The organism is Clostridioides sp. ZZV15-6597 (assembly GCF_020657815.1).
In the GTDB taxonomy this organism is placed as follows: domain Bacteria; phylum Bacillota; class Clostridia; order Peptostreptococcales; family Peptostreptococcaceae; genus Clostridioides.
Genome location: NZ_JAGWCT010000036.1, coordinates 20,785 through 38,690, shown reverse-complemented (window position 1 = coordinate 38,690; position 17,906 = coordinate 20,785). Strand labels below are relative to the sequence as shown.

Genomic DNA, 17,906 nt, shown 5'->3' with positions numbered 1-17,906 from the left:
TTATATATCAATTAAAGTTAGATTGTAACATAGGTATAGTTATTTATATTTATGGCTTTATACTAAATAAATGATAAGTTATAATATATTCATATGAATAAACAATTTATGTATAACTAATAATAATTAAAAATATTAATTGTATAAGGAGTAAAAAATATTATGATAATAAAGCTTACTAAAGATAATTTTAATTTTAGATTTAAACAATATGAAGGGATGTTTTTTCATGCTGAAGTAAACGAAGGAGAAGAATCAATTAAATACAAAATAACTAAAGATAAAGAAGGGACTGAACTAAAAGAGTTTGGAAGTACACATATAAAAGATAATATGATATATATACCTCAGATAGAAGCATACATAGATTTAAGCAGTATAAAATAAAAATTATAAAGTATTAATTTAAAATGAGGGATATAAGGGGGAATCCAGTATGAGTAAAGCATTAGATATAATAATAAGACCAGTAAGAAGGGAAGATGCACAATCGATTAATGAAATGAGAAGAGCATATAATGTTATGAGAAATACACTAGCATTAATGAGTGATAGACTGGATAAAACTATAGCTATGCTAGATTCTCTAGGTGAAAATGATTATATGCTTGTGGCTGAAATTGATAATGATGGAGAAAAAAATGTAATCGGTTTTGCTGGTTTACATGTGAATCCATCTCCAAGATTAAGACATAGTGCAGAACTAGGAATAACTGTTGATGAAAAGTATCATGGTATGGGAGTAGGTCAAAAGCTTATGGAACAACTTTTAGACATAGCAGACAATTGGATTAAGTTGATGAGAGTAGGATTAGAGGTAATTGTAGACAATGAAAAGGGGCTAAATTTATACAAAAAACTGGGATTTGAAATAGAAGGAACTAAAAAATATGCTGTAATTAGAGATGGAAAATTTGAAGATGTTTATATGATGGGAAGATATAATAAAGATTTAATTTAACTCATTCCAATAAAAATAGAGAAGTGTAGTAGATTATCTATTAATAAAGAATTTTCATTAAAGATAATTTAATATTACTTCCCTATTATATTTTAAAAACGTTATTATCGAAAATTTATAAAAACATTCTATATACAAATAGAATTATTAGTAATATCAAAGCTACCTTAAAAGCTAGACTAGCAACGGTTTTTATAATTTTTACAGAAACGCCTATAGCAACTATAGCAAATACTACTTTAAAGATTAAATCTATATCCATATTTAAGCCTCCTATTCTATCATACATATAGATATTATTGACAAATATCTAGGAAAAAATTCCATCAATATACTATAATAAATTGTTTATATTTGTAATTTATTGAGTCTATTATTATATAATACATAAAAGAATAAATCAAGATAGTAAAAAAATACTTATAAAAGGTATTGATATAATTGAAAATAATGTCGTAAAAAATACACATTGTGAGGCTAATGTTACATTAGAGTCATATTGATTGGCAAATATAGCAGTATTTGCAGCAGCAGGCATAGAAGAAATTACTACTGGTATAGCTAAAATCATTTTATCATTAACCCACCCTTTTAGAATAAAGTATATAATCACAGGAAGTACTAATAATCTTACAATAGTAACTAGATATAATCTTTTATTTACAAAACAATCTATTGCTGAAGAATTAGCAAGCAAACTACCAATAATAATCATCGATATTGGTGTAGTCATGTTTCCTAACATCTTAAGTGGATCATTTATAAACTGAGGTAATCTAAGTCCTGTTATAAATAAAAATAAACCAATAACTACTGCTATTGTAGCAGGGCTTATAAGTGATTTCATTGAAAATCCTTTAGTGGTGCTCCCTTTAGATAATAAGTAAATTCCCAAAGTAAAAGAAAACAAGTTAAATGGTAGATTAAAAATAGCAGTGTAGAATATAGCCTCATGGCCTAGAACTGCTTCAATTACAGGATAACCCATGAAAGCTACATTTGAAAAAACGACTATATACTGATATATCCCCAGGTCTTTTGCATCTTCACATTTTAAAATGTATTTTAACAAAAAAGCAATTATAATAGAAACTATATACATAACTAAAGATATAAATAATAATAGTAGTATTTTTTGTATCATTTTATTATCAAAGTTAATCTGCATAGAACTAATTATCATAGATGGTAAAAAAATAGTCATTGTCAAATTTGAAAGTTTAGATGTACAGTGTTCATCTAATAAGTTGAATTTTCTGACAAAATATCCTACTAAAATAATTATAAATAAAACTGCAACTTGAATAAAAATATTGCTGAAATTCATAAAATGTCCCCCCCTATATATACATTATATACCAACTCAATAATAAAATCTAATGATTATAAAATTTAAAATTCAATATTACAATATAGTGACAAAAGGTAAAAATTCAATATTATAGCATTAATTATGGTTTATAATGTATAATAATGTTTGAGAGAATATATTTTATAAAATGGGTAGGTAGCGAATAATGAAAAACACAAAATTTTCTATAAGAAAAATAAAAAATATATCTAGTGACCCAAAAGTTATACATACTAAGGGAGCTCTTTTTGAAAAGATGGGAAAGACAGAAAGTGCAATAGAATTATATAAAAGTGCAGCATTAGATAATTATGTAAAATCTCAATATACTTTGGGAAATATATATGAAAATAAAAAGCAATTTAAAGAAGCAGAAAAATGGTATTCAATGGCATATAAGAATGGAAGTGAAGATGCTGCATTTGATTTAGGCAATATGTATTATAGATTAGATGGATATGAGTATGCTATATACTGGTATGAGAAAATAGCTACTATAGGATACTTACAAGCACAAAATAATTTAGGTGTATGCCATTTTAAAATGAAAGATTTTATAAGATGCGAAAAGTGGTTAAAAGAAGCAGCAGATAATAATCTCGGGAAAGCTTGTTTTAATCTAGGAGTATTGTATACATTTTTAGAAAAAGATGATGAGGCATATGAATATTATAAAAAAGGTTCTGTACTTTTAGATGATGATGCGAAATATAATCTAGCAATATTAAATGGAAAGAAGAAGGACAATAAGTCCACAGTAAGTCTATATAAGCAATTATATAAGTCAGGTCATATGAAGGGTTGTTTTAACTTAGGTATGATTATGGAAATCAATGATAATTTGGAAGAAGCAGAGAGATATTATAAAAAGAGTGCAGATAGAGAAGATGTAAAATCTGAGTATAGACTTGCATATGTATATGATAGAAAAGAAGAATTAGGAGACGCAATTTATTATTATGAAAAAGCAATAGAAAAAAATCACACACTTTCTAAATATAGACTTGCAAATTTATATAATAGAGAAAATGAGATAGAAAAAGCAAAGACTTATTATAAAATGGCAGCAGAAGATGATATAACAGAAGCTAAAAACAATTTAGCAGGTATATATTTTGAAGAAAAAGATTATGAAAATGCTATAAAGTACTATGAAGATGCTATAGCTGTTGGATGTAAAAGTTCTCTTGAGAATCTTGGAGACTTATATTATCAAAATCAAGATATAGAAAAAGCAGTTTCGTATTATTCTAGAATTCCAAATAATGTATCTTGTCAAATAAAATTAGGGAATATATATGAAGATTTAAATAACATAGAAGAAGCTATAAGTTGGTATAAAAAAGCATCTGAAAATGGAGATACCAAATCTAGCTATAGATTGGGATGTATATATGAGAGTTTAGGAAATACTAAAAATGCTAGAAAGTACTTTGAGATGGCAAGTAGTAAAAATCATATGAATGCACGTATACATTTAGGTAGAATTTATTTTAGAGAAGGAAAACTAGAAGAATCTAAAATGATGCTTGACGCACCTGCTAATGAAAATAATGTATATGCTCAACACATGGTAGGACTTATTTATGATATGTTTTACAAAGATTATGTTAATTCTAAATACTGGTATGAGAAGGCTAGAGCACAAGGTTGTGTCGAATCAATATATAATTTAGGGCAAATTTATTTAAAATTAAATGATGATGCAGAAGCTGAAAAATATTATAAAGAAGGTATTAAATTTGGGAGTAAGAAGTGTGAATATATGCTTGCAGGACTTTACTACAAAAAAAGTTTAGATATGTATATTTCTCTAGCAGATGAAGAATATGATAACTGTGGAGAAATAATAGAAGATTTCCCTAAACTAAATATAAACTTTGATGAAGTATTAATTCCACCATTTAAATTACAAGAAGAAATAGTTGATGAAGAAGAATATGTTCCAATTTATATATTGAACATAAAAGAAAGCTTAGATTCAATGCTAGAAGGTCTTGAAACTGAAATGAGTATAGATGAAGAATATGATAATTAAAAAACCTGATAAAAAGAGTGTTTTTAAAATAAATAAAAGCCATTGGAGTAAATGTAAATCAATTAACTCTAATGGCTTTCTCTTATTAATTTTTATAATAGCTTGTTTCTTGACATAAAAAATGTAATTATTATGCATATTATAGAAGTAATGAGCATAATTATCCAAAATCCATTTGGATTATCAGAAAATGGCATATTGATAACATTCATACCAAAGAATCCTGATATTATTGTAGGTATTGAGAAAATTAGTGTAACTACTGTTAAAAATTGCATAACATTATTTTGATTATTACTTATAATTGCACTGAAAGCATCCATAATTCTACTCAATATATCTCCATATATTTTAGCCATATCAAGAGCCTGTCTATTTTCGACTATAACATCTTCTAAGAGGTCTTCATCATCTGGATATTTCTTTATACCAGCAGTTCTAACCATCTTGTTTAAGACTAACTCATTGGATTTTAAAGAGGTAGAGAAGTATACTAAAGACTTTTCTAATTCCAATAGTTGTACTAGTTCTTTGTTTTTCATAGATTTGTAAATTTCTCGCTCTATTATGATTGTCATTTTATTTATTTTTCTTAAGTAATGCAAGTAATAAGCTGCATTTTTGTGAAGAATTTGAAGCAAGAAGCGAGTTTTTTTAAATGTAAAAAAATCTTTAATATGACCAACTATAAAGTCATTTAAAATCTTAGTCTGTGCATTACAAACTGTTATAATAGCTTCCTGAGTTATTATAATACCTAAAGGTATTGTAGTATAATGAGAAGAATTAGAGTCACTTTCGTCTACTGGTATATCTATAAGTATAAGAGTATGATTGTCTTCAACATCTATTCTTGAGCGCTCTTCTTCATCTAGTGCAGATTCTATACTTTCTACATCTATATTTAATAAATTAGAAATTTCGTTGATTTCACTATGATTAGGTTCAACAAGATTTATCCAACAGCCATCTTCAAAAAAACTAAGTTTCTCTAATTTTGAATCTATAGTTTTGTAATATCTTATCATGGCAACACATCCTTTATTCAGTTTTATATAAATCTCATCATTTAATAGTATCTATTAATTAACTAATTTATATAACTGAATATCGTATTAGTTTTAAATTTAGATATTATTAAGTGATGAAATTGTAAAAAATTCTCTCCGCAACGGACTAGTATCCATTGCTCATCACTCTCCTTATTTATTATTTTATACATGCCTATATACAAAAGAAGTATTTTAAGCACTCTTTAATATAATACCTTTTCCAGGTATATAAATCAAGTTTTGATTTAGTTAAATGATATTTTTGACATAATTTACATGTAAAACGTAATAGTCATATTTAGCATAGATAAAGTATATATATATTCTGAGTGAAAATATTAAATATATTAGAAAATGAATAGGTATCTATATCCTTACTCCTTTATAATATATTTTAATAAAAGATACTTTATTTTCCAAAGTAAATTCTAGTAATAATTTATGATGAAAATAAAAGTATTATCAATATAAGAGAATGAGAGGTTATTAGAGATATGAGTGAATTTAAAGAGATTATGTCAGAGGAAATTAAAAGCAATCCATTTAAGTTGATAGGTAAAGACTGGACATTGATAACAGCTGAAAAAGAAGGTAAAGTAAATACAATGACTGCTAGTTGGGGTGGACTTGGAGTTATGTGGGGGAAAAATGTTGCTTTTGTAGTAATAAGACCACAACGTTATACTAAAGAATTTATAGATAGTACAGATACATTTTCTCTTACTTTTTTTGACGAAGATTTTCGTAAAGAACTTTCTTATTGTGGTAAAGTGTCTGGTAGAGAAGAGGATAAAATATCTAAAACAGGATTTAATGTAGAACATTTAAATGATACACCTTATTTTAAAGAGGCAAAGTTGGCTATTATATGTAAAAAAATGCACTGCCAAAAAATTGACCCACAATGTTTTATTGATGAAGAGATAGATGGAAGATGGTATCCAAAAAAAGATTATCATACTCTATATGTAGCTGAAATAACAAATGTACTTGTAAAAGAAGATTAAATAATATGTAATGATAGGATTATATCAGTAATTAGTATTATAGAAAGCAAAGAAAATTTAATTATGATATGTAAGTGATTGAGTTTTTATAGATGAGATTTTCTACAGTTGATGGAAAATAAATTGAGTAAGAGCAAGTGAAATTTTTAAATACAATATTAATAATGGTGTAAATTATATTTATATAGCATCTAATAAAGATGAGAATATAAAGAAGCTAAGGATATAAATATGTTAATATAGATTGATTAGTAACATATTTAAAAATCCTTAGCTTGATAAAATTTTAATTTGTAAGTTTTCAAATTATAATTCAGAAATTAATTCATTGATAACATCTTCAACAGAGCTTAACTTATCAATTTTATACGCATTATTTCCACAGAATAAAAGTGAATTTTCCACATCTCCTTTAACAGCATTAATTAATGCTTGAGAAATACAGTATGGTGTTTCTTTTGGATTGCAAGGAATCAAACAGTTGTAACATTTTTTTATCTCTGGACGATTTGTTTTAACTTCTTCTATAAATTTATTTCTTATAGCACGTCCAGGAAGACCTACAGGGCTTTTAACTATGTGTACATCTTCTTCTGTAGCATTTATATATGCCATTTTAAAGTTTTCATGTGCATCACATTCATAAGTAGCAACAAATCTTGTACCAACTTGTACACCACTTGCTCCCATATCGATATATTTTTTTACATCACTACTAGAAGTTATACCACCAGCAGCAACAACTGGAATGTTCTTACCAAATTTTTCTCCATAATTATTTGCAACTTTTAATATCTCAACAAATTCCTTATCATAGTCTATAGAATCTATGTTATCAAGCTCCTCATTAGAGTATCCAAGATGACCACCAGCTTTTGGACCTTCAACAACTATTAAGTCAGCAGTAGTTTTCTCTTTTCTATCCCACATTTTTAAGATTACACTAGCAGCTTTTGCAGTAGAAACTATAGGTGCTATTTTTACATTACTTCCTTTTACTAAAGATGGTAGTTTATTAGGAAGTCCAGCCCCAGATATTATAAGGTCTACACCAGCTTTAACAGCTTCTTTTACATATGTTTCATATTCTTTCATAGCCACCATGAAATTAATGCCAATAATGCCACCATTTGAAATTTCTTTTGCTCTGGAAATATGTTTTTTTATAGCTCTTAAATTTGCATTTATAGTGTTAGTCTCAAAATCTTCCTCATCATAACCAATTTGAACTCCAGAAACTACACCAACACCACCAAGCTTAGCAACAGCACCAGCAAGTGATGATCTAGATATACCAACGCCCATTCCACCTTGAATTATAGGAACTTTTGCAACTAAATCTCCAATTATTAACTCTTTTATGATAATCCCTCCTCAATGTAAACATGTTTAAAGAACTAGATTATAATACTTAATATTATTACCTAGTCCTAATTATTATACTACAAATTATAATAAAAGAGTAGTTATATTTTATATGTGAGACAATAATTATAGAATATTTAAAACTGCTCCTTTAGAATCACAACACAACTCTTTTATTTCCCAATTAGAGTTTAAGTTTGATAGATAATCTCTCATATTATGCACGAAATTATCATCATTTTCTTTTATTAAAGCCATTATAGTAGGTCCAGCTCCACTTAAGAATACGCCAATACTATTTAATTGTTCAGATTTTTTAACAATATCACTGTAGTTTTCAATTAAAGTACCCCTATAATCTTGATGCAATTTATCTTGACAAGCTACTTTAAGAAGGTCAAAGTTTTTGTTTAACAGTGCAGACACGAGTAAAGCGACTCTACTAACATTAAACACTCCATCAGAATATGGTATTTCTTTTGGTAAAACACCTCTAGCTTTTTCAGTTGACAGTTTGAAATTAGGTATCATTGCACAAAATTTGAGTTCATTAGGGATTTCTATAATATCGTAGTGTATATTGTCATTATCAGTAACAGAAACAACCATATTACCTAAAATAGCAGGAGCAACATTATCTGGATGTCCCTCTATTTCTGAAGCTATATTTAACAACTGGCATTTATCTAAATTAGCATTTGATAGAGCATTTGCAGCTATAACGCCAGCAACTATACAAGAGGCACTACTACCAAGACCTCTACATATAGGGACATCACTTTGGATTTTTATTTTGATACCAGCAGGTATTTTAGCTGGCTTAAGTCTATCAAAGAAGTATTTCATAGATGTATAAACCAAATTATTTTCATTTTTGTAGGCATCTTCGCAACCTTCTATTTCAAGACCGCTTTCAATTTCTTCAACATAAAATTTATTATATATATTTAAAGCAATTCCAAGACAATCAAATCCTGGACCTATATTTGCACTTGTTGCAGGAACTATAATTTCTAACATAATAATCACCTATACCTTTAAGAATTTTGCTATAGCTATTTTTAATTCATCCTTTTCATAAATATCTTTATGTAGTATTTCTGCATTTTGAAGATTTCTAATAGGTTTTGGTATATCTACCTTAGCAATACTTGATAATCTATCTATTATAGCGAAATCATCAAGATTTCCAAAATTGGAGTCTATAGATTTTAAAACATCTTCAGAAAACTTAAATGGGCTTGCAGTACTTACAACAACAGTTTTTGTGTCATCAGAAGTTTCTTTTTTGTATTTTTCATAACAATTATATGCAACAGCAGTATGAGTATCGATTAAATAATTGTAATTTTTAAAGACATTATTTATCGTGTTTTTAACTTCTTCCTCATTAGAATATTCACCATAGAATGAAGTCAGATTCTTTTTCATATCTTCATTTATTTTATAAACTCCATCGTCATTAAGGTCAGATAGAAGTCTGCTTACAGTTTCAGTATTTCTATTTGATATTTCAAATAATAATCTTTCTAAATTACTTGAAATTAATATATCCATAGAAGGTGAAGAAGTCAATTTCAATGCTCTATTCTTATCATATATACCAGTTTTAAAGAAATCATAAAGCACATTGTTGTCATTTGATGCACATATCAATTTATTTATTGGAAGCCCCATTTGTTTAGCATAATATCCAGCTAAAATATTACCAAAGTTACCAGTTGGGACTACAAAATTTATTTTGTCATTTAACTTTATTTCATCACTATCTACCAATTTCATATATGAATAAAAATAGTATGCAACTTGAGGAAGAAGTCTTCCTATGTTAATTGAATTAGCAGAAGATAAGATATAATTACTATCTAATAGTTTTTCATTAAATTCCTTATCAGAGAAAATTCTCTTTACACCAGATTGTGCATCGTCAAAATTTCCTTTTATGCCAACTACATATGTATTTTTTCCAGTTTGAGTCTTCATCTGAAGTTTTTGCACTGCACTTACACCATCTTCTGGAAAGAATACAATTATTTTTATCTTGTCTATGTCTTTAAAACCTTCAAGTGCTGCTTTTCCTGTATCTCCAGATGTAGCAGTAAGAATTACAACATCTTTTTCTAAATTATCTTTTTTAATAGATGTTTTAAGAAGATGAGGCATTATAGTAAGTGCCATATCCTTAAATGCTAAAGTTGGACCATGATATAATTCCAAGAAATAAGCATCATTTACTTTATTTAATGGAGCTATACTAGTACAATCAAATTTTTCGTCATATGCATTTGTTATACAATCCTTAATCTCAGATTCAGTAAAATCGCATAAAAATTTGCTAAGTACAAAAAATGCTATTTGGGAATAAGTTAAATTTACTAAATCTATAAGTTCATTTTTTACATTTGGAAATTCACTTGGAATATAAAGACCACCATCGTTTGAAATTCCTTTTATTATTGCTTGTGATGCAGTTACTTTTTCTTTGGTGCCTCTTGTACTTGAATAATACATTTCTATAATCCTCCATATATTTTAAATTTTTAATTAGCTAATTAAACTAGATACAGAATATTTTAAAAACTGAATTTAGGTAATAAAAAAAGACCCTCATCCCTAAAAAAGGGACGAGAATCTGTTTCCCGCGGTTCCACCCAAATTGATTTTAAAAAATCCACTTGATACTTTAACGTAAGTAGTAAAACGTCTATTCTTACTAAAATCATAAGATAACTTCAGATAGAAGCTCCTAGGTAGTTTTCAATCTTTCTAGTTAAAGAAACTTTTCAGCTAATAGTTTCCTTCTCTGGTAACCGATTCAGATTTACTCTTCCTAATCAAAGCCTTTCAATATTCTTAATATTATTAATTATTCTAGAATATAAAACAGACAAAGTCAAGTATTAATATAAAAATTTGGAAAAATTATTTTTTAAAATGTAAAAAAATTGTAATCAAATTGACTTTTAATGGGATATTTTTTTAACCTTTTTAAATCTATAAAAACTTGGATTTTCATAGAAATGAAGGGGATTTTAATAAAAACTAATTAGAAGATAAGAGTTACATATCTGTAATATTACAATTTCATACTACACTATATTACAAAAAAAGTTTACAAAACTTTAATTTGAAAAATGTAATTATATGGTATATCATATAAATATAGATGAATAGCGTTAATATTTAAACAATTAATTGTAATTGACTTAATCAAAGTATATAATTTTTAATTTGAAAAAAATACTATTGTAAAATTACAAATATGTTCAAATTAAATTCACAAGTATTTCACATAATAAGAGTATACTGTAAACAAAAGGAGGTATTAAATATGGGAATAGTACTTATAACAGCAGCATTAGTTTTGGTTATGTATGGACTTTCAATTCTATCATATATATCAGAAAGCAATATATTAGAAGACACTGTAAATGATAACCAATAAGGTTTTAAATTATATAAATAAGTAGAACTGTAAGTAAAAATTACTTTTTATTTACAGTTTTTTTATATATTTATTAAATAAAGTTAATATATAAAAAATGATGTTTTATTTATAGCTATCAGTTTTCAAATTAATCTTTTCTATAAACTAACAAAAAATAATGTTTTGTTTATAGCATATATGGATAATAATAGTAAAGTATAATAATAATGAGAATAATATATAAGAAATAATAATATAAAGAGAGGTAAATTGTCATGGTAGATATTATTGTAATTGGTGCTGGACCAGCAGGTTTAACTTCAGCAATTTATGCTATGAGATCTGGTTTAAGTGTAACAGTCTTTGAAAAAAATATTTATGGAGGTCAAGTTGCAAGTACATCTGAGGTAGAAAATTATCCAGCAGTTCAAAAAATTTCTGGTATAGAGTTTTCTACTAACATATATAATCAAGCAGTCGCTCAGGGTGTTGATATTCAGTTTGATGAAGTAGAAGAGATAAATTTAGAAGGTAAAGTAAAAATTGTTAAAACAGCATCAGGAGAGCATAAAGCAAAGGCTGTTATCCTTGCAAATGGAGTCGAAAGACGTAAATTAGGATGTGTTGGAGAAAAAGAGTTTACAGGTAGAGGAGTATCTTATTGTGCAACATGTGATGGAGCCTTTTTTAAGAATAAAGAAGTTGCAATAGTTGGTGGAGGAAATACTGCATTAGAAGATGCTTTATTTTTAGCTAATAATTGTACAAAAGTGTACTTAATTCACAGAAGAGATGATTTTAGAGGTGAAGAAGTATTAGAAAAGTCAGTGAAGGCAAGAAAAAATATTGAGATACTTTACAGTCATGGTGTAGAAAAAATAGAAGGTGAAAAGACAGTATCAAGAATAGAAGTAAAAGACTTAAAAACTGAGGAGAAAAGAACTATAGATGTAAGTGGTATTTTCATTGCTATAGGACTTAAGCCTAACAATAAAATATTTGAAAATGTTCTTGAGTTAGATGAAGGTGGGTATATAGTTTCAGATGAATCTTGTACAACATCAGTTGAAGGTGTATATGTAGCAGGAGATAGTAGAACTAAGTTTTTACGTCAAATAATAACAGCAGCCTCAGATGGTGCTATTGCAGCTGTTCAAGCAGCTAACTATATAAATATTGAATAAATATAGCTTTTAAATAAAAATAGCCATATAACACTATAAAGAAAATATATCTTTAAGTATTATATGGCTATTTTAGTAAATAGATATTATAATTTATTTACCTTGTCTAGACTTATTATATCTCAATCTATCATGTTCATTTAATAATCTTTTTCTAAGTCTTATAGAATCTGGTGTAATTTCAACTAATTCATCATCTTCTATAAATTCTAATGCTTCCTCAAGAGTGAATATTCTAGGAGGTGATAATTTTATAGCATCATCTGAACCAGAAGCACGTACGTTACTCATTTTCTTGTTTTTACAAGGATTAACTACCATGTCATCTTTTCTAGAATTCATACCAATTATCATACCTTCATAAACTTCTACACCAGGGTCTACAAACATTGTAGCTCTATCACTTAAAGCATTAAGAGAATATCCCATAGTAACACCAGGCCCTTGTGCTATTAAGACACCATTTCCTCTTGAAGGTATTTCACCCTTAAATTCTTCAAATTTTTCGAATGAACGAACTAGAGTACCTTCTCCACGAGTAGCATTTATAAACTCACTTCTATATCCTAAAAGACCACGAGTAGGAGCTAAGAATTCTATTTTTACATAGTCTCCTTCTATTGACATAGACTCCATCATACCTTTTCTCATGTTCAATTCATTTATAATAGTACCTGAATAAACTTCTGGACAGTTTACAATAACTCTTTCTACTGGTTCCATTAATTTTCCATCTTCTTTATGCATTAAAACTTCAGGCTTAGAAACACCAACTTCATAACCTTCACGTCTCATATTTTCAAGAAGTATAGATAAGTGAAGTTCTCCACGTCCAGAAACTTTATACCCATCAGTAGTATCAAGAGGTTCAACTTTAAGTCCTACATTTACTTCAAGTTCTTTTTCAAGTCTGTCTTTTAAATGTCTAGTTGTAACGAATTTTCCGCTTTTTCCAACAAATGGAGAATCATTTACTAAGAAGTTCATAGAAAGAGTAGGTTCTTCTATTTTTATCATTTCCATAGGAAGTGGATTATCTAAATCACATAGAGTTTCTCCTATAGATATATCAGGAATACCAGATATAACAACTATTTCTCCACTAGTAGCTTCATTCACTTCAACTTGTTTTAAACCTTCATATACAGAAAGTCTTGATACTTTTCCTCTAGATACAACAGAACCTTCTCTACAAATAGCAACTTGTTCGTTGCTTTTAAGTGTTCCTTTATAGATTCTACCTATACCAAGTCTACCTACATAATCATCATATGCAAGAGCTGATATTTGGAATTGTAGAGATTCATTGTCGTAATCAGGATAAGCTTCAACATGATTTACAATAGTTTTAAATAGTGGAGATAGGTCTTCACTGTCATCATCCATTTCAAGTTTAGCTATACCTTGTTTAGCTATTCCATATATTATAGGGAACTCACATTGTTCGTCTGTTGCATTTAAGTCTACAAATAAATCGAAAACTTCATTAACTACTTCTTCCGCTCTTTGGTCTTTTTTATCAATTTTATTGATAAATAGTATTGGTTTTAAACCAAACTCTAAAGATTTTTGTAAAACAAATCTAGTTTGAGGCATTGGGCCTTCGCTTGCATCAACTAGTAAAATAACTGTGTCAACAGTTTTCATAACACGTTCAACTTCAGAAGAAAAGTCGCTATGTCCTGGTGTATCAACTATATTTATTTTATAGTCTTGATAGTTTATTGCACAGTTTTTTGAATATATAGTTATGCCTCTTTCTTTCTCAAGGTCGTTACTGTCCATAACGCAGTCTTTAACTACTTCATTTTCTCTAAAAACACCACTTTGAGAAAGGAAAGCATCAACTAGTGTTGATTTTCCTGCATCAACGTGGGCAATAACTGCGATATTTATAATTTTATGTTTTTGTGACATTTTTGTTGCTCCCTTCGATTAAAATAACTTATTAATTATATCACAATATATTATTAGGTACAAGGAAAAATAGATTAAAATGCATTAATATAATTTAAATTAGGTAAAAATGTTGATTTCAAATATATAAATTTATTTTGTTTAAAAAATTTTTTTAGACAAATAATAAATTTATAAATGAAAATACTAATTTAAAAGTAGAGGATGATATATATTGGAAGCAACTAAAATAATCATTAAATATTTTAACAGTGAAAGTGATACTTTCATAAAAGAAGAAGTAGATAATTTTGATGAACTTTTAAGATGGTCTAAAAAGTTTATTGAGGGTAAAAAAATAGAAGAAGATGTTTTATATATAAAATCTAAAGAAAACTATAAAGTAAATGTAGTTAAGCTTATAGAAGTTAAAGAATTGGAGATAGTAAGAAAACAACAGATACCTCCATACATGTAATAATAAAATTGATATAAATTGGAATACATGGAAATAATTTATTATAAAAAAAAATTTATAAAACTTATATTTGGGTATAACAGTATTAATTAGACATTAATTAGGAGGAACTTAAATATGATAAGAGTATGTCCAAACTGTTCAAATGTGGATGTAAATAAGTTAAAAACTTTAGTTGGAGAAGAAAATGTGAAGACTGGTTGTATAGGTCAATGTAGAGCATTTAAAAAGGAAGCTGTAGGAATAATAGATAATGAGCTTGAAATAAAAGAAACAGAGGAAGAATTTTTTGAAGCATGTAAGAAATAAAATATACATGTAAGAAAAAACTACAGTAGAAAATAAATTATATAAAAGAGAGCATATAAATTGAGTAAGTATTTAGCAATTTATGTGCTCTCTTTTTATGTATATATTTAATTATGAGTATACTTTTCTATTAAATACAAATAAATATAACTAAATTAAATTTATTTATTAAAAAAATATTGATTAAGTATACCTATAGGGGGTATAATAAATACTATAGATTTCCAAATAAAGAATTTATCAATATTACATATCAAGATAAAACATACAAATTAATTGAAAATATATTGAAAGAGAGGAAGAGTTTATTATGAGTTCAAATAAAATAGTAGAAAATTATAAAATCACAGGTATGACATGTGCAGCTTGTGCAAAGGCGGTAGAAAGAGTAACTAAGAAATTAGATGGAGTATATGACCAAAGTGTAAATATAGCTACTGAAAAACTTAAGATAGAATATGATAATTCTAAAGTTAGCTTTGATGATATAAAACAAGTTGTAGAAAAAGCTGGATATGGAATTATAAAGGAAGAAAGTAATAAAAAAATTGATATGAAAATTGATGGAATGACATGTGCAGCTTGTGCAAAAGCTGTAGAGAGAGTAGTAAAAAAATTGGATGGAGTAGAAAGTATTAGTGTAAATATTGCAACAGATAAAGCTAATATAGACTATAATCCATCAAAAGTAAAACTATCTCAGATAAAAGCAGCTATAGAAAAAGCTGGTTATAAACCAATAGAAGAAGTAAAAAACAAAGTTGATGTAGATGAAGATAAAGTAAGAAAAGAAAAAGAAATGAATACTTTATTTATTAAATTCATAGTTGCAATAGTATTTGCAGTACCTTTGTTTTATATAGCAATGGGTCCTATGATAATAAAACCTATAGGACCATGGCCTTTACCAGAAATTCTAAATCCCATGACAAATACTCTAAATTATGCATTAGCCCAATTGATTTTAGTAATACCAGTAATGATAGCTGGATATAAATTTTATATAAATGGCTTTAAAGCACTTTTTTCTTTAAGTCCTAATATGGATTCTTTAGTTGCAATTGGTACATTGGCAGCATTTTTATATAGTCTATACACAACAATACAAATAGCAAATGGACAAATTCAGGGTATGCACCATCATCAGTTGTATTATGAAAGCGCAGGAATAATAATAGCACTTATATTACTTGGTAAATATTTAGAATCAAAATCAAAAGGAAAAACATCAGAAGCAATTAAAAAACTTATGGGGCTACAACCTAAAACTGCAATAGTAATAGTTGATGGTAAAGAAATAGAGACTCCTATAGAAGAAGTTGGAATAGGAGATATAATACTAGTAAAACCAGGGACTAAAATACCAGTAGATGGAGTTGTAATAGAGGGATATACATCAGTTGATGAATCTATGCTTACAGGTGAAAGTATACCAGTAGAAAAAAATATTGGAAGTAAAGTTACAGGTGCTAGTATAAATAAAAATGGTGTTATTAAATTTAAAGCTGAAAAAATTGGTGGAGATACAGCTCTTGCTCAAATAATAAAATTAGTTGAAGATGCACAGGGGACAAAAGCACCTATTGCTAAACTTGCTGATACTGTTTCTGGATATTTTGTACCAATAGTAATTGCAATAGCTATAGTCTCATCATTATTGTGGTTTTTAGTAGGTGGAAAAGATATAGTATTTGTACTTACTATATTCATATCAATACTTGTAATTGCTTGCCCTTGTGCATTAGGATTGGCTACACCAACTGCTATAATGGTTGGAACTGGAAAAGGTGCAGAAAATGGAATACTGATAAAAGGTGGGGAAGCACTAGAATCTGCTCACAAAGTAAATACAGTAATATTTGATAAAACAGGTACAATAACAGAAGGAAAACCAAAAGTAACAGATATTGTGTTAAATAATGTGGAAGAAGAATACCTAATTAAGATTGCTTCAAGTGCAGAGAAAGGTTCAGAACATCCTCTAGGAGAAGCAATAGTTAGATATGGAGAAGAGAAAAATATACAGATTGAAAAAGTTGATAACTTTAAAGCTATACCAGGTGCTGGTATACAAGTTACTATAAATAATGAAAATATATTACTTGGAAATAGAAAACTTATGAACGACAATAATATCAACCTTAAAGATTTAGAGGAAAAATCTAATATACTAGCAAGTCAAGGTAAGACACCTATGTATATTGCTGTAGATGGAAATTTATCAGGGATAATTGCAGTTGCAGATGTGGTTAAAGAAAGTAGTAAAAAGGCAATAGATATTCTTCATAATATGGGAATAAAAGTTGCGATGGTAACTGGAGATAATGTTAAAACTGCAAATGCTATAGCAAGTCAAGTAGGTATAGATATGGTATTAGCAGAGGTTTTACCAGAAGATAAGTCAAAAGAAGTTGAAAAATTGCAAAATCAAGGTAAGTTTGTTGCAATGGTAGGAGATGGAATAAATGATGCACCAGCTCTTGCAAAAGCTGATATAGGCATAGCAATAGGAAGTGGAACAGATGTAGCAATTGAGTCTGCAGATATAGTGCTTATGAAGAGTGATTTGATGGATGTTCCAACTGCGATTAAACTTAGTAATGAAACTATAAAAAATATAAAGCAAAACCTATTTTGGGCATTTGGATATAATACAATTGGTATACCTGTAGCAGCAGGATTATTGTATATCTTTGGAGGACCTCTTTTAAATCCAATGATTGCAGCAGCAGCTATGAGTTTAAGTTCAGTTTCAGTGGTTTCAAATGCACTTAGACTTAAAAATTTCAAAGCATATAAAAAAAATTAGAACAATAAATTAAGCAAAAATGTATTTAA

Annotated in this window: 15 protein-coding genes and 1 other annotated feature; of the genes, 8 read left to right on the top strand and 7 right to left on the bottom strand. The window is 27.8% G+C overall.

Annotated elements, in window-relative coordinates:
* Positions 1 to 162 precede the first annotated feature (162 nt).
* Together KGF52_RS10115 and KGF52_RS10110 are read left to right on the top strand one after the other, a co-directional pair.
* The gene (locus KGF52_RS10115; protein ID WP_227829433.1) at positions 163 to 387 is read left to right on the top strand and encodes a hypothetical protein; all 225 of its coding nucleotides are present in this window, start codon (positions 163 to 165) and stop codon (positions 385 to 387) included.
* 49 nt (positions 388 to 436) lie between these two features.
* Complete coding sequence (locus KGF52_RS10110) at positions 437 to 961, top strand: GNAT family N-acetyltransferase (RefSeq protein WP_227829432.1); 525 nt, start codon at positions 437 to 439, stop codon at positions 959 to 961.
* A 115-nt stretch (positions 962 to 1,076) separates the two neighbouring features.
* Here KGF52_RS10110 and KGF52_RS10105 read toward each other — a convergent pair whose 3' ends face one another.
* Both KGF52_RS10105 and KGF52_RS10100 read right to left on the bottom strand, forming a co-directional pair.
* Positions 1,077 to 1,223: a hypothetical protein gene (locus KGF52_RS10105; RefSeq protein WP_227829431.1), complete on the bottom strand. Its 147-nt coding sequence runs from the start codon at positions 1,221 to 1,223 to the stop codon at positions 1,077 to 1,079.
* A gap of 138 nt (positions 1,224 to 1,361) precedes the next feature.
* A complete protein-coding gene (locus KGF52_RS10100) occupies positions 1,362 to 2,288 on the bottom strand; it encodes an AEC family transporter (RefSeq protein ID WP_227840082.1) in 927 nt (308 codons plus the stop codon).
* A 190-nt stretch (positions 2,289 to 2,478) separates the two neighbouring features.
* On the opposite strand from KGF52_RS10100, the gene KGF52_RS10095 reads away from it, so the two are divergent.
* Entirely contained in the window at positions 2,479 to 4,350 is a 1,872-nt protein-coding gene (locus KGF52_RS10095) for a tetratricopeptide repeat protein (protein WP_227829429.1), read from the top strand.
* A 92-nt stretch (positions 4,351 to 4,442) separates the two neighbouring features.
* Here the strand turns inward: KGF52_RS10095 and KGF52_RS10090 are convergent, their stop codons facing one another.
* Positions 4,443 to 5,378: a magnesium transporter CorA family protein gene (locus tag KGF52_RS10090; protein ID WP_227434774.1), complete on the bottom strand. Its 936-nt coding sequence runs from the start codon at positions 5,376 to 5,378 to the stop codon at positions 4,443 to 4,445.
* Between the two features lie 518 nt (positions 5,379 to 5,896).
* On the opposite strand from KGF52_RS10090, the gene KGF52_RS10085 reads away from it, so the two are divergent.
* Positions 5,897 to 6,409: a flavin reductase family protein gene (locus tag KGF52_RS10085; protein WP_227829428.1), complete on the top strand. Its 513-nt coding sequence runs from the start codon at positions 5,897 to 5,899 to the stop codon at positions 6,407 to 6,409.
* 306 nt (positions 6,410 to 6,715) lie between these two features.
* On the opposite strand, the gene KGF52_RS10080 is transcribed toward KGF52_RS10085, so the two are convergent.
* The 3 genes from KGF52_RS10080 to thrC form a co-directional block, all read right to left on the bottom strand.
* The gene (locus KGF52_RS10080) at positions 6,716 to 7,774 is read right to left on the bottom strand and encodes a nitronate monooxygenase family protein (protein WP_304521583.1); all 1,059 of its coding nucleotides are present in this window, start codon (positions 7,772 to 7,774) and stop codon (positions 6,716 to 6,718) included.
* Between the two features lie 126 nt (positions 7,775 to 7,900).
* Positions 7,901 to 8,794, bottom strand: coding sequence for a homoserine kinase (gene thrB, locus KGF52_RS10075; RefSeq protein ID WP_227840081.1), 894 nt, complete (start codon positions 8,792 to 8,794; stop codon positions 7,901 to 7,903).
* Between the two features lie 9 nt (positions 8,795 to 8,803).
* Positions 8,804 to 10,285, bottom strand: coding sequence for a threonine synthase (gene thrC / locus KGF52_RS10070; RefSeq protein ID WP_227840080.1), 1,482 nt, complete (start codon positions 10,283 to 10,285; stop codon positions 8,804 to 8,806).
* A gap of 106 nt (positions 10,286 to 10,391) precedes the next feature.
* Positions 10,392 to 10,621: a binding site (T-box leader), on the bottom strand.
* Between the two features lie 855 nt (positions 10,622 to 11,476).
* On the opposite strand from thrC, the gene trxB reads away from it, so the two are divergent.
* Entirely contained in the window at positions 11,477 to 12,385 is a 909-nt protein-coding gene (trxB, locus tag KGF52_RS10065) for a thioredoxin-disulfide reductase (RefSeq protein WP_227840079.1), read from the top strand.
* 93 nt (positions 12,386 to 12,478) lie between these two features.
* On the opposite strand, the gene typA is transcribed toward trxB, so the two are convergent.
* On the bottom strand, positions 12,479 to 14,302 hold the full coding sequence (gene typA / locus KGF52_RS10060; RefSeq protein ID WP_227434769.1) for a translational GTPase TypA: 1,824 nt from the start codon (positions 14,300 to 14,302) through the stop codon (positions 12,479 to 12,481).
* Between the two features lie 214 nt (positions 14,303 to 14,516).
* On the opposite strand from typA, the gene KGF52_RS10055 reads away from it, so the two are divergent.
* From KGF52_RS10055 to KGF52_RS10045, 3 genes are all read left to right on the top strand, one after another.
* On the top strand, positions 14,517 to 14,759 hold the full coding sequence (locus KGF52_RS10055; protein WP_227840078.1) for a hypothetical protein: 243 nt from the start codon (positions 14,517 to 14,519) through the stop codon (positions 14,757 to 14,759).
* A 117-nt stretch (positions 14,760 to 14,876) separates the two neighbouring features.
* On the top strand, positions 14,877 to 15,068 hold the full coding sequence (locus KGF52_RS10050) for a DUF1450 domain-containing protein (protein ID WP_227829422.1): 192 nt from the start codon (positions 14,877 to 14,879) through the stop codon (positions 15,066 to 15,068).
* A gap of 310 nt (positions 15,069 to 15,378) precedes the next feature.
* Entirely contained in the window at positions 15,379 to 17,877 is a 2,499-nt protein-coding gene (locus tag KGF52_RS10045; RefSeq protein ID WP_227840077.1) for a heavy metal translocating P-type ATPase, read from the top strand.
* The last annotated feature ends 29 nt before the right edge of the window (positions 17,878 to 17,906 follow it).